11 protein-coding genes are annotated in these 12,773 nt (G+C 60.6%); 8 read left to right on the top strand and 3 right to left on the bottom strand.

Annotated elements, in window-relative coordinates; translation table 11 throughout:
• A complete protein-coding gene (locus C0V73_RS02705) occupies positions 1 to 564 on the bottom strand; it encodes a TRAP transporter small permease subunit (RefSeq protein ID WP_102018433.1) in 564 nt (187 codons plus the stop codon).
• Between the two features lie 379 nt (positions 565 to 943).
• Between C0V73_RS02705 and C0V73_RS02700 the strand changes: the two genes are divergently transcribed.
• The 3 genes from C0V73_RS02700 (at position 944) to C0V73_RS02690 (ending at position 4,557) form a co-directional block, all read left to right on the top strand.
• The gene (locus tag C0V73_RS02700; protein WP_102018432.1) at positions 944 to 3,253 is read left to right on the top strand and encodes an EAL domain-containing protein; all 2,310 of its coding nucleotides are present in this window, start codon (positions 944 to 946) and stop codon (positions 3,251 to 3,253) included.
• A gap of 182 nt (positions 3,254 to 3,435) precedes the next feature.
• Positions 3,436 to 4,200: a hypothetical protein gene (locus tag C0V73_RS02695; protein WP_245407878.1), complete on the top strand. Its 765-nt coding sequence runs from the start codon at positions 3,436 to 3,438 to the stop codon at positions 4,198 to 4,200.
• Between the two features lie 132 nt (positions 4,201 to 4,332).
• Positions 4,333 to 4,557: an aa3-type cytochrome c oxidase subunit IV gene (locus tag C0V73_RS02690; RefSeq protein ID WP_102018431.1), complete on the top strand. Its 225-nt coding sequence runs from the start codon at positions 4,333 to 4,335 to the stop codon at positions 4,555 to 4,557.
• 145 nt (positions 4,558 to 4,702) lie between these two features.
• Here C0V73_RS02690 and C0V73_RS02685 read toward each other — a convergent pair whose 3' ends face one another.
• Together C0V73_RS02685 and rpsU are read right to left on the bottom strand one after the other, a co-directional pair.
• Entirely contained in the window at positions 4,703 to 5,482 is a 780-nt protein-coding gene (locus C0V73_RS02685; RefSeq protein ID WP_245407877.1) for a tetratricopeptide repeat protein, read from the bottom strand.
• Between the two features lie 221 nt (positions 5,483 to 5,703).
• Positions 5,704 to 5,931, bottom strand: coding sequence for a 30S ribosomal protein S21 (gene rpsU, locus C0V73_RS02680; RefSeq protein WP_054148188.1), 228 nt, complete (start codon positions 5,929 to 5,931; stop codon positions 5,704 to 5,706).
• 305 nt (positions 5,932 to 6,236) lie between these two features.
• Between rpsU and C0V73_RS02675 the strand changes: the two genes are divergently transcribed.
• The 5 genes from C0V73_RS02675 (at position 6,237) to C0V73_RS02650 (ending at position 12,713) form a co-directional block, all read left to right on the top strand.
• Complete coding sequence (locus C0V73_RS02675; protein ID WP_102018430.1) at positions 6,237 to 7,490, top strand: sarcosine oxidase subunit beta family protein; 1,254 nt, start codon at positions 6,237 to 6,239, stop codon at positions 7,488 to 7,490.
• A gap of 17 nt (positions 7,491 to 7,507) precedes the next feature.
• Positions 7,508 to 7,828, top strand: coding sequence for a sarcosine oxidase subunit delta (locus C0V73_RS02670; RefSeq protein ID WP_054148190.1), 321 nt, complete (start codon positions 7,508 to 7,510; stop codon positions 7,826 to 7,828).
• Positions 7,825 to 10,818, top strand: a complete 2,994-nt coding sequence (locus C0V73_RS02665; protein WP_102018429.1) for a sarcosine oxidase subunit alpha — start codon at positions 7,825 to 7,827, stop codon at positions 10,816 to 10,818. Before C0V73_RS02670 ends, C0V73_RS02665 begins: the two co-directional genes overlap by 4 nt.
• Positions 10,811 to 11,365: a sarcosine oxidase subunit gamma gene (locus tag C0V73_RS02660; RefSeq protein ID WP_102018428.1), complete on the top strand. Its 555-nt coding sequence runs from the start codon at positions 10,811 to 10,813 to the stop codon at positions 11,363 to 11,365. Before C0V73_RS02665 ends, C0V73_RS02660 begins: the two co-directional genes overlap by 8 nt.
• A 214-nt stretch (positions 11,366 to 11,579) precedes the next feature.
• Positions 11,580 to 12,713, top strand: coding sequence for an esterase-like activity of phytase family protein (locus C0V73_RS02650; protein WP_102018910.1), 1,134 nt, complete (start codon positions 11,580 to 11,582; stop codon positions 12,711 to 12,713).
• The last annotated feature ends 60 nt before the right edge of the window (positions 12,714 to 12,773 follow it).

Genomic DNA, 12,773 nt, shown 5'->3' with positions numbered 1-12,773 from the left:
TCAGGCCTCCCTGCCTTCGGTCTCAGTTTCTGGCTCAGGCGTGACTGCGTTCGGCTCCTCGATCCGGCCCATCAGCACGGCGGCGCGCTTGATGATTTCGGAGAAGGCCTGAGCCGTCAGCATCATGAAGCCAAGCAGGACCATCGCCTTGGCGGGCCAGATGATCAGGCCACCGGCGCTGGAGGACACTTCGCCGGACCGGAAGGACAGCCAGAACCAGGGCCAGGCGAGATAGGCCATCAGGGCAGCGAAAGGCACTAGAAAAATGGTGTGGAGGATCAGGTCGATCCAGTCGCGCGTCCGCTTCTTCCAGCCGCTCGACAGGATGTCGATGCGGATATGTTCGTTGCGGAGCAGAGCATAGGCGGCGGCGAGCATGAACACGGTGCCGAAAAGGTACCATTGCAGCTCGAGCCAGGCATTGGATGAAATGTCGAAGACTTTGCGGATGACGGCATTGCCGGCGCTGATCAGAACGGCGGCCAGGAGCAGCCAGGAAACCCAGCGCCCGATGGCCCCGTTGATCGCGTCGATCACCCGGGAAACAGCCAACAGGATTGTCATTGTGTTTTTTCTCCCCTTGTCTTTTTGTGCTTAGAGCAATGGTAAACGGCGCGCAACTGGACAGCACCTGTCCTCCCGTGACGCATACCAAAGTCGAAGGTTTTTGGTTCGGCGCGGTCGGCCCCGGACGAAATCGTCATGCTTTGCCGTTTCGTCATTTGGTCGCATTTTACCGGTTTCCCTATGCCGGCCTTAACAGGTTCTCACTTACTTGTTTGCGTCCCGCTTCGAAGCAGTGCATTTTAGCATTTGCTTCGCTTTGCGCATTACTGTGACGTTTTAGAACATGCTTTTTGCCCCCGGAAACGGGAATAAGGATTGGAAGAGACATCATTTGACATCTGAGGTTTCGAGTCCAACCTCGCCGGGAGGGCAAACTATGAGGGCCGACAAGGGGCATGACCACAATGTGCCCACGGATGTATATCTGTCGTTCGTGAGCTCTCTCTTTGACAACCGCTTCACGCTGTTCACCGGCATGGTTGTCCACATCCTGACCTTCGTCACCGTCTATGTGCAGACGGGTGCCTCCTTCTACCTTCTGCTCTGCGCCTGCTTCGTGCTGGTCTTCTCGTTCCGGCTTCACTCCTTCTTCCTGTTCGATCGCGAGGACAAGGCGAAGCTCACGCGCGAGCAGATTGCAGCCTGGGAACGGCGTTATGTTCTCGGCGGCGCATTGACCACGGCCATTCTGGGCATTGGCAGCGGCTATGCGATGCTGGCCTTCCAGGACACGTTTGCCGAACTCGCCTGCATTTCGGTCGCCATGGCCACGATGGTTTCGATCGTCGGCCGTAACTATGGCTCGCGTCTGGCGGTGGATTTGCAGACACTCGCCTGTTGCGCGCCCATGGTGATCGGCAGCCTTCTGGCGCAGGACATCTTCAAGTCGCTGCTGTCGCTGATGCTGATCCCATTCTGGCTGACGACCCGCGCGATGGCCAATGGTGTGCGCGACTTCCTCTACGAAAACGTCATCGCCTCGCGCGAGATGGCCAAGATTGCCGACCGCTTCGATACCGCGCTCAGCAACATGACCCATGGTCTCCTGATGCTCGATCCGAACAACCGGATCGAGGTGGTCAATCGCAAGGCCTGCGAACTCTTGAGCCTCGGCGACAGACGGCGCCTGACGGGCTGCGATCTGGACGTGGTGCTGCGCTATGGCGTGCGCCACACCTTCATCGACGGATCGATGCCCAGTCTCTTGCAGAAGCAACTCTCGCAGCTGACGCAGGGTCTTTCCAATCGCGCCGTCATGCATTTCTCCGAGGATCTGGTGCTGGAATTCTCCGCCAAGCGGCGGGATGAAGGCGGCGTGGTTCTGATCTTCGAAGATGTGACCGCACGTGTGCGCGCCGACCGCAAGATCCTTCACATGGCGCGGTACGACAGTCTGACGGGGCTTCCGCAGCGCGGCTATTTTACCGAGCTGGTGCGCGAGCGCCTGGAGCGTCCGGGGGAGTTCGGGCCCGTGGTCGGTCTGATGATCCTCGATGTGACCGACTTCAAGCATGTCAACGACCTCAAGGGTCACCTGACCGGCGACAAACTGCTTGTCGCGATCGCTGCCCGGCTGACCGAGCTTGCGGTCGGCAAGGCCGTCGTCGGCCGCCAGGTCGGGGATCACTTCATCTGCTTCTTCCCCAATGTCGAGGGGCGGGAGGATCTGGATGAGGAGATGCGCAGCCTGCACGCGGCCGCCTGCAGCAACTTCGAGGTTGACGGTGCCGTCATCACCGTCAGTTTCTCCGCCGGCGCGGTGCTGCTTGAGAGCGCAGACGTCAAGATGGACGAGTGGCCCGTCAAGCTTGACATTGCGCTGTTTGAATCGAAGGCGCGCAGCCGTGGACAGTTCACGCTCTTTGCCAAGGAAATGGATGCCCGCTATCTGGAGCGCCAGCGGCTGAAGGCAGACCTCAGGGCAACTGTGGACGATCACGGCATCACCGTCGTCTATCAGCCCATGTTCACACCCGATGGCCGGGTGCTCGCCTGTTGCGAGGCGCTTGCGCGGTGGCATCATCCGGAGAAGGGGCCGATTGCGCCCAATATCTTCATCCAGATTGCCGAAGAGATGGGGATCGTTACTGACATCACGCATCAGGTCTTGCGCAAGGCCTGTGCCGATTGCCGGGCCTGGCCGGAGCCGATCGGCGTCTCCGTCAATCTCTCCGTTCACGACCTCCGTCACGGGGACCTTGCGGCAACGGTCGCAGAGATCCTCAATGAGACCGGACTTTCGGCCAAACGTCTGCACCTTGAAGTGACGGAAAGCAGCCTGATCGAGGAGCTTTCTGCCGCGCGTGCCGTGCTCGACCGCCTCAGAGCCCTCGGCATTACCATCTCGATCGATGACTTCGGCACCGGCTTTTCCAGCCTGAGCTACCTCGATACGCTGCCGGTCGATATTGTGAAGATCGACCGCTCCTTCGTGCGCAATATTGGCGAGGATCCCCGTCGCCTCAAGCTGCTTCGGGGTATCGTCAGCCTCACACGCGGTCTGGACATTGGCATCGTCGTCGAGGGCGTGGAAACGCGGGAGCAGCTGTCACTCATCAAGAAGCACAACTGCGCAGACCTCATCCAGGGCTATGTCTTCTCTATGCCGATCGCCGCGCATGCGATCGAAGCGCTCGCGGAAGAAGCGGCGGCGACCGGACTGGCTGAACGGATCGGCGTTGCCTGACGCTGCGGCGTAAATTTCGAGCTGATGCCCGTATCCCAAAGCTCTATTGAGCAGCCCGTTTTGGGCCCAACGGTCTCAAACGATACTGTTAACCTTAACTTATGGAGTGTTAATCTATCCTTAATATTGGGGGGCGCGAGGGGGAACAATGCGTGATACCCGTTCACATGGTGTTAACCATGATGGGCGGCAAAAATATGGAACTGGAAGGCTTCTCGGAGCGCTTGATGCGTCATCTCGACTTTATCGAGTATCGTCGAATTGAGACACAGGAGGACTTCGAGGATATCGAACAACTCCGCTACAAGACCTACAAGGCTGCCGACATGATACCTCGCTCGGCTCCGAGCATGATCGACGAGGCTGACTTCGATCCGCACGCCTATGTCTTTGGAATCTATTATTTCGAGGAGTTGGTCAGCACCATCAGGCTTCACCACGTGACGCCTGATCATCGGCTGTCGCAGTCGGCTCAGGTGTTCCCTGACATCATGCAAGCCTATCTGGATGCCGGCCTGACGATCATTGATCCCGCGCGTTTCGCTGTGGATCCAGCCTTTGCAGCCGAAGTCCCGGTTCTTCCCTATATCACGCTTCGGCCGAGCATCGTGGCAGCGGCCTATTTCAAGGCCGACAGGGTCCTCCAGCCGGTACGTCCCGCACATGCTGCCTTCTACAAGCGGGTCTTCTATGCCGAGACAGTGGTCGACCGCCGGATGACGGAGATCTATGGGCGGGAGCTCACCCTGATGGCGACCAATACCCACACGACCGGGACCAAGCTCCTCAAGCGCTATCCCTTCTTCGATTCGGGTGTGCACGAGCGGCGGCTGATGTTCGGGCGCGGAGTCGGGCCCTTGCCGACAACGCCGCTGACCATCCTGCCCTCGGCGCGGCTGGTGGCGGATGGCAAGATCACGGGCGCGATTGCCGGTCGGGATTATTGACCACGAACCCCGGAGGCGATTGCACTCGGGCTGGCGTTTGTGTATGCGGGAAAAAGACAAAATTTTGCCCACGGCTGCGTCCCGCGTGATTCTGCAGTGGTGCCGCCAGTCCTACGATTTGGGAGATCGAACATGAGCGAACATCATTCCGGTCCGGTCGAAACCGGTGCTTCGATGGACTACAAGGAACACGAGAAGACCTACGACCTGTTCATCGCGGGTACCAAGTACGGCACCGCACTGCTGGTCGCCCTGATGATCGCCATGGCTGCCGGCTTCTTTGCCGGTGCAGGCCTGCTCGGTGGCTTCTTCATCTGGATCGTTCTGTCGGTCGCCGGCGTCTTCATGATGCGCTAAGCCGCGACACAGTTTTCATGCACAAAAGGCGGTCCGGAAACGGGCCGCCTTTTTCATTTGCTCCTGTCGTCAACCGGAGTGTTGACCGAGCATAAAAAAACGGCGGGTTGCCCCGCCGTTCTGGTCTGCTTGCCTGAGGTGAATTTCAGGTCGTGCCGCGTGTGCGGGCAAGGCCCTGCTTGGCGGGTTCGTATTTGGGGTCGAGCCGCAGCGCATGGCTGTAGGACTTTGCCGCGCGTGCCTTGTCGCCGCGACGCTCGTAGACGAGCGCCTGGTTGGCCCAGCTCTCGGCGATGTTGCCGTTGAGCTCAATGGCGAGGTTGAAGTCGGCAAACGCGTTTTCGTCGTCGTTCAGCGCGATGTAGGAGACGCCGCGACCGTTATAGGGTTCCGGTGCGCGCGAGGACAGCGAGATGGCCTTCGAGAAGTCATCGATCGCTTTCGCGTGGTCACCGCGCAGCTGATAGATCAGGCCACGATTGTGGAACGCGCGACCATCCGTCGTGTCGAGCTGGATGGCGCGGTTGAAGTCGCCGAAGGCTTCGTCGACACGGCCGGCCTGGCGGTAGATATTGCCACGGCCGATATAGGCGACGTCGTAATTCGGGTTGATCTTCAGCGCCATATTGTAGTCGGCTGCGGCTTCGACCGGCTTGCCCATGTTGCGATAGACGAGGGCGCGGTTGGCATAAGCCTGGAAGAACTGCGGATTGAGCTGCAGCGCCGTGTTGAAATCGTCAAGCGCCTGCTTGAACTGGCCGGAACGGCCATAGGCGGAGCCGCGCACGTTGTAACCCTCGGGGTCACGCGGATTGGCCTGAATGACGGCGGTCAGCGATGCAATGTTTTCGTCGGATCCCTGGGCGCGATCGATGCGGATGACGTCTGTCGTCTCCGTGGTCGTGGCGCATCCTGCCAGTGTCATGGCTGCGAGCAGAACCACGGCTGATGCCAGGCGATGCTTGCGGTCGGAATGGGAGGCAGTCGTCAGCACGGAGGTTTTCGTCATGAGGCGCATCGTCCGGCCGCTGTCTGCGCCGCATCAGGCTTCAGACAGCGCAAGTTGGTGTTTCATATCAAAAGAGCGGCGGCGATTCGTCTCGCCCCCGCCCTCATTTCATAGGAAAACGTCTAAATCTAGGCTGATCAGCGAGCGCGAGCAGGAGCCGGCAGAAGGCCTTCGCGCTGCATCTTCTTGCGTGCGAGCTTGCGGACGCGACGAACGGCTTCAGCCTTTTCGCGTGCACGCTTCTCGGACGGCTTTTCGAAGAAGTCGCGCATCTTCATTTCACGGAAGATGCCTTCGCGCTGCATTTTCTTCTTGAGAGCGCGGAGCGCCTGGTCAACGTTGTTGTCGCGGACTAGTACCTGCACGTTTATCCCGTTCCTTTGGTTCTTTGAGTTGGTCCTTCCGTCGATGGAGGTCACATCAACGGAAACAGCATAAAAGTTCGCCCGGCCAAGTGAGTCCGGCGATTGGGGTGCGAATTACCAGAACAAAGGGGCGAAGTCCATATGGCGCAAGGCTTCTGGCCAAGAATTTTGCGTCGATGAGTGCCCTTCTGACAGGGTGTCGAAAGACGGATGATAATGCGTCGCAAAACGGACGTCACGACGTGGGTTGATCTGCGAGGTGTATCGTCCTACCCCAGTGCCTGAACCACAGGAGTTTAAGGCGAATGCGCAAATATTCGGTCTTTGCCGTTGTCCGTGAGGCCATGCGTGCCCACAAGGGATGGGAGGCTCAGTGGGTCTCTCCCGAGCCGCGGCAGTCCTATGACGTCATCATCATCGGCGCCGGCGGCCATGGTCTCGGCGCGGCCTATTATCTGGCCAAGGAGCACGGCATCACCAATGTCGCGGTGATTGAAAAAGGCTGGCTCGGCGGTGGCAATACCGGCCGTAACACGACGATCATCCGGTCCAACTATCTCTATGAAGAGAGCATGGACATCTACGAGCATTCCCTGAAGCTCTGGGAGGGCCTCAGCCAGGACCTCAATTACAATGTCATGTATTCACCGCGCGGCGTGATGATGCTGTCGCACAATGTGCATGACCAGCAGTCGTTCAAGCGCCATGTGAATGCCAATAATCTCTATGGCATTGACAATGAGTGGCTGACGCCGGAGCAGGCCAAGACCTTCTGCCCGCCGCTCGATATCTCGAAGACCGCCCGCTACCCGATCAATGGTGCAGCGCTCCAGCGTCGTGGCGGCACGGCCCGTCACGATGCTGTCGCCTGGGGTTATGCGCGCGCGGCGTCCGATCGCGGCGTGCACATCATCCAGAACTGTGAAGTGACCGGCATCCGCCGTGGTCCGAGCGGTGAAGTCACCGGCGTCGACACGACCAAGGGCTTCATCGGCGCAAAGAAGGTAGGCGTTTCCGCGGCCGGCCATTCCTCTGTCGTCATGGGCATGGCAGGCGTTCGTCTTCCGGTTCACTCGACGCCGCTGCAGGCGCTCGTCTCCGAGCCCTTGAAGCCGATCTTCCCTTGCGTGGTCATGTCGAACACCGTGCATGCCTATATCTCGCAGTCGGACAAGGGCGAGCTGGTCATCGGTGCCGGCACCGACCAGTACAACTCCTACAGCCAGACCGGCGGCATGCAGATCATCACGCATACGCTCGATGCGATCTGCGAGCTGTTCCCGATGTTCCGTCGTGTGAAGATGATGCGCCAGTGGGGCGGGATCACCGACAACACCGCCGACCGTTCGCCGATCCAGAGTGTGACGCCGGTTCCGAACCTCTTCGTCAATGCCGGCTGGGGGACGGGCGGTTTCAAGGCAACGCCGGGTTCGGCCAACCTGTTCGCTCATCTCATCGCCAAGGGCGAGCCGCACCGGCTGGCCCAGGGTCTGACGCTCGACCGGTTCCGTACCGGCCGCCTCATCGACGAGGCAGCCGCCGCTGCCGTGGCGCACTGAATTAGGGATCGTCCATCATGCTGGTCATCAAATGCCCCTATTGCGAAGAAGAGCGTGCAGAGCTTGAGTTTCGCGCCGCCGGTGAAGCGCATATCGCGCGCCCGGAAAACATCGCCTCGATCACCGACGAGGAATTCGCGGATTACTTTTTCCTGCGTGACAATCCGAAGGGCCTGATCTTCGAACGCTGGCGCCATATCCATGGTTGCGGTCGCTTCTTCAACGCGGCCCGCGACACCATCTCCGACAAGATCCTGCTGACCTACAAGGCCGGTGAACCCATGCCCGATCCTGCAACTCTGGTTGCCCCGTCTGCATCGAAGGGAGAAAAGGCATGAGTGCTGCCAACCGTATTCCCGGCAAGGGCCGCCTGACGCCGGCGCTGACTGCCCGCTTCACCATCGATGGCCGCACGCTGACGGCCTACGAAGGCGACACCGTCGCGTCTGCCATGATCGCCAACGGCATGCATCTTGCCGGCCGCTCGTTCAAGTATCACCGTCCGCGCGGCATCCTGACCGCCGGTCCGGAAGAGCCGAATGCGCTGCTCGACGTTTCGCGTGATGCTGCCCGCCGCCAGCCGAATGTGCGGGCGACCGTGCAGGAAGTCTTCGACGGCATGAAGATACAGACGCAGAACCGCTGGCCGTCGCTGTCGCTCGACATCGGCGAGGTCAACAATCTGCTGTCGCCCTTCTTCGCCGCCGGCTTCTACTACAAGACCTTCATGTGGCCGAAGGCTGCCTGGCACCAGATCTATGAGCCCTTCATCCGTCGTGCCGCCGGTCTCGGCCATGCGCCGAAGGAAGCGGATCCGGATCATTACGCCAACCGCTATGCGCATTGCGACGTGCTTGTCATCGGGGGCGGTGCCGCCGGTCTCGCGTCAGCACTGGCCGCCGCCCAGACGGGCGTGCGCGTCATGATCGTTGACGAACAGCCGGAAATGGGCGGTGCCTTTCATTTCGATACGGGCGCTACCGTTGACGGCCAGAGCGGCTGGGACTGGGCGCAAGGTGTCGTCACGAAGCTTAAGGGCATGTCGAACGTCACCGTGCTCTCCCGCACCACGGCGTTTGGCTATCACAACCACAATTACGTGGCGCTGGTTGAGCGTGTTACCGATCATGTCGCCAAGCCGTCGAAGAACCAGCCGCGCGAGCGGCTGTGGCAGGTGCGTGCAAAGCGCGTAGTGATCGCCAGCGGTTCGATCGAACGCCATATGGTGTTTGCCAACAACGACCGTCCGGGCATCATGCTGGCCTCTGCCGGCCGCACCTATCTCAACCACTTCGGCGTTGCCGTCGGTGCCAAGGTCGGCGTCTACACGGCACATGACTCGGCTTATGAAGCGGCGATCGATCTGAAGAAGGCAGGCGTCTCGGTGCCTGTCATCGTCGACGCCCGCGAAAAGCCGGGCGAGGGCGTTCTGGCTCAGGCGCGGGCGCTCGGCATCGAAGTGTTGACCGGCCATGGTGTGGTCGACACGTCAGGTCGCCTCCGCGTCCGCTCGATCACCGTTCGCCGCAATGGTGGCGGCTCCACCCGCAAGATCGAGGTCGATGCACTCCTGATGTCCGCCGGCTGGACGCCATCGGTGCATATGTTCTCGCAGTCGCGCGGCAAACTGAAATATGACGCCGCAAACGACCGTTTCCTGCCTGACGTCTATGTGCAGGATTGCGTCTCCGTCGGTGGCTGCAACGGCACCGATGATCTACAGGCGCTGCTCGATGAGGCGACCGCCGCCGGTCTCTCCTCGGCCAAGGCTGGGGGTGCGACCGAAACGCCTGCCGTCTCGCTGGCGGGAGCCAATGCGCATGCCTGGACCGGCGGCATGATCGGCGCTGCCGAAGGCGCTGGCCGCGAGGACAACGTCAAGGCCTTCGTCGACTTCCAGCACGACGTCTGCGCCAAGGATATCAGGCTCGCCGTGCGCGAGGGCATGCATTCGATCGAGCATATCAAGCGGTTCACGACGAACGGTATGGCGTCGGACCAGGGCAAGCTTTCCAACATGCACGGCCTCGCCATTGCGGCGGAAGTGCTAGGCAAGGAGATCCCGCAGGTCGGCCTCACCACCTTCCGGGCGCCCTATACGCCCGTCACCTTCGGCACGCTGATCAACCATTCGCGCGACGCCCTGTTTGACCCCGTGCGCAAGACGCCGATGCATGCCTACGAAGTCTCTCAAGGTGCCGTCTATGAAGATGTCGGCAACTGGAAGCGCGCCTGGTATTACCCGAAGGCCGGCGAGGACATGCATGCCGCCGTCAACCGCGAAGGCAAGACGGTGCGCGAGGCGGCCGGCGTGTTCAACGCCTCGACGCTCGGCAAGATCGAGGTCGTCGGCCCAGATGCCGCCGAGTTCCTGAACCTCATGTATACCAATGCCTGGGACACGCTGAAGCCCGGCAAGGCGCGTTATGGCATCATGACGCGTGAAGACGGCTTCATCTATGACGATGGCGTTGTCGGTCGCCTCGCTGAGGATCGCTTCCACGTGACGACCACGACGGGCGGTGCGCCGCGTGTCATGCACCACATGGAAGACTATCTGCAGACGGAATTCCCGCATCTGAAGGTCTGGCTCACCTCGACCACCGAACAATGGGCGGTCATCGCTGTCCAGGGTCCGAAGGCGCGCGACATCATCGCGCCGTTCGTCGAGGGCATCGACATCTCGAACGAGGCCTTCCCGCATATGAGCGTGGCCGAAGGCAAGTTCTGCGGCGTGCCGACGCGTCTCTTCCGCGTGTCGTTCACCGGTGAACTCGGCTTCGAAGTCAACGTGCCCGCCGATTTCGGTGGGGATGTCTTCCGCCAGATCTGGGAACGCGCCCAGTCGCTCGGCGCCTGCCTCTACGGCACCGAGACCATGCACGTGCTGCGCGCCGAGAAGGGCTATATCATTGTCGGCCAGGATACGGACGGCACGCTGACGGCTGACGACGCCGGCCTCTCCTGGGCGGTGTCGAAGAAGAAGACCGACTTTGTCGGCATTCGCGGCATGAAGCGTCCGGATCTCGTAAAGGAAGGCCGCAAGCAGCTTGTCGGCATCTTCACAAAGGATCCGAACGAAGTGCTGGAAGAGGGCGCGCAGATCGTCGCCAACCCGAACCAGCCAAAGCCGATGACCATGCTTGGGCATGTCACCTCGTCCTACTGGTCGGAAAACCTCGGTCGCTCGATTGCGATCGCCATGGTGGCCGGTGGCCGCGCCCGCATGGGCGAGACGCTTTACGTGCCGATGAAGGACAAGACCATCGCGGTGGAAGTCACCGACATGGTGTTCGTTGACAAGGAAGGAGGCCGCATCCATGGCTGATATGTCTGTTGCAGAGCGCAAGACCGTTCTTGCCGGCTTCCATGGCGGCAGCGCCAAGGTGCGTCTCACCCCGGCGCTTCCCGCGACCCGCGTCTCGCTGCGCGCTGGCGGTGATGCCGTGGCGGGCCTCTCCAAGACGCTTGGTCTCAAGCTTCCGACGAAGCCGAAGACGTCTGCCTCCGCCAAGGGCCGCACGGCCTTCTGGATCGGTCCGGACGAATGGTTCCTGATCGACGAAAAGGGTGATGCTCTGATGGCCGACTGCGCCGCCTCCGGCGTGGTTCATTCGGCGACCGACATCTCCCACCGCAACACCGCAATTATCGTCTCGGGGCCTGCGGCCGCCGATACGCTGAACGCGGCCTGCCCGCTCGATCTGTCGCTCGCGGCCTTCCCGGTCGGCGCAGTCACGCGCACGGTCTTCGGCAAGATCGAGATCATCCTTTATCGCGCCGAGGAAGACACGTTCCGCGTCGAATGCTGGCGATCGTTCGCGGAGTATGCGTTCGGCATGCTGTCCGAAGGCGCTGAGGATGCCTCGCTCTGAGGGGCGGGTGCTTGACGGGATTTGGGGAGGCCGGGGTGACCCGGCCTTTTTTGCTGCAACCAATGAGGCCGTTTCGGATATTGGGGCCTCCTGCTTCTTGGTGCTAGACCCCAAGGTTGCAGAACTGAAACCTGGCGGTAATAGCCACGTCATGATCGAGGGACATATTGTCCCGGAAGCGCAGGCTTCACTCCCTCAATCGTGAGTGTTTTTCATGACCCAAACCAGTTTCATTGCCGGTGTGCTCAGCGTTCTGCTGTCGACCTCCGCACTCGCCCTCGATGCCGGTACTCCCTTTGAGACCGCTTGCCCATTCGGCGATTGCGAGGCTGGAATCAGCCTCTCCTATATCGGTGAATTTTCCCTCCCGACCGGCCAGATGTTCGACGGCGTCGAGTTTGGCGGCATTTCCGGACTGGACTACGATCCGTCAAGTGGTCATTTTCTGGCTCTCAGCGATGATCGATCCGAAAAAGGGCCAGCGCGCTTCTACGAACTCGCCATCGATGTCGATGCCACCGCGCTTCATTCTGTTTCTGTTCTCAAGACTGTGACCCTGAAGGATACGAATGGCCAGCCATTCGCTGCCAAATCGGTCGATCCGGAATCTCTGCGCCTCGGGGCGGATGGCCTTTTCTGGTCGAGTGAAGGCGACGCGAAAGCCGGTCTTGCGCCTTTCGTCCGTGCGGCCGGACGTGATGGCGGTTTCGTCCGTGAACTTCCGGCCCTGGCGATGGTTGCGCCGAGTGCCGACAAGACGACGGGCATTCGCAACAACAATGCCTTTGAGGCGATGACCTTTCTCCCTTCTGGCGACCTCCTCGTTGCCTTGGAAGCTGCGCTCTATCAGGATGGTCCGGCTGCATCTCTGGTCAACGGAAGCCTTGCTCGGATGTTCCGCTACGACGCCAAGAGCGGGGCTGTGACAGCACAGTATGTCTATCCGATCGAACCGATCCCGCAGGCCCCGGAAAGGGCTGATGGATGGAACGACAATGGGCTTCCGGAAATCCTGGCTCTCGACGACCACAGGGTCTTGGCGATCGAACGTTCCTTCGCGCAGGATTTCGGCAGCAGCATCAAGCTGTTCATGATCGATTTGCAGGGGGGCACCGATGTGTCGCAGATCGCATCGCTCGTCGCCGGGGACGCGCGCGTAGTGCCGGTCCGCAAGAGCCAGATCCTTGACTTGCGCGCCATGGGTCTGGTGCCTGACAATATCGAAGCGATGACCTTCGCGAAGGCCAAGGATGGGAGCGAGCTGCTGGTGCTGGCCTCCGACAATAACTTCAACGGTGAGCAGAAGACCCAGTTCGTCGCCTTCAAGGTCGTAAAGCGCCCGCATTGACGGGCAACCGCCGACCGATCAGACGTATGGCATTACAGATCCGCGTCCGATCGGTCGGCT

The organism is Rhizobium sp. TH135, from assembly GCF_002855515.1.
GTDB lineage: Bacteria > Pseudomonadota > Alphaproteobacteria > Rhizobiales > Rhizobiaceae > Allorhizobium.
Note: the sequence above shows the minus strand (reverse complement) of the source record. Positions and strands in the feature narration are given on the sequence as shown.

What these genes read in the sequence shown, in the direction of transcription:
- C0V73_RS02670 (WP_054148190.1), top strand. Translation starts at nt 7,508, where the DNA reads ATGCTGGTCATCAAATGCCCCTATTGCGAAGAAGAGCGTGCAGAGCTT.
- C0V73_RS02695 (WP_245407878.1), top strand. Translation starts at nt 3,436, where the DNA reads ATGGGCGGCAAAAATATGGAACTGGAAGGCTTCTCGGAGCGCTTGATG.
- C0V73_RS02650 (WP_102018910.1), top strand. Translation starts at nt 11,580, where the DNA reads ATGACCCAAACCAGTTTCATTGCCGGTGTGCTCAGCGTTCTGCTGTCG.
- C0V73_RS02660 (WP_102018428.1), top strand. Translation starts at nt 10,811, where the DNA reads ATGGCTGATATGTCTGTTGCAGAGCGCAAGACCGTTCTTGCCGGCTTC.
- C0V73_RS02700 (WP_102018432.1), top strand. Translation starts at nt 944, where the DNA reads ATGAGGGCCGACAAGGGGCATGACCACAATGTGCCCACGGATGTATAT.
- C0V73_RS02690 (WP_102018431.1), top strand. Translation starts at nt 4,333, where the DNA reads ATGAGCGAACATCATTCCGGTCCGGTCGAAACCGGTGCTTCGATGGAC.
- C0V73_RS02685 (WP_245407877.1), bottom strand. Translation starts at nt 5,482, where the DNA reads ATGACACTGGCAGGATGCGCCACGACCACGGAGACGACAGACGTCATC.
- C0V73_RS02675 (WP_102018430.1), top strand. Translation starts at nt 6,237, where the DNA reads ATGCGCAAATATTCGGTCTTTGCCGTTGTCCGTGAGGCCATGCGTGCC.
- C0V73_RS02705 (WP_102018433.1), bottom strand. Translation starts at nt 564, where the DNA reads ATGACAATCCTGTTGGCTGTTTCCCGGGTGATCGACGCGATCAACGGG.
- C0V73_RS02665 (WP_102018429.1), top strand. Translation starts at nt 7,825, where the DNA reads ATGAGTGCTGCCAACCGTATTCCCGGCAAGGGCCGCCTGACGCCGGCG.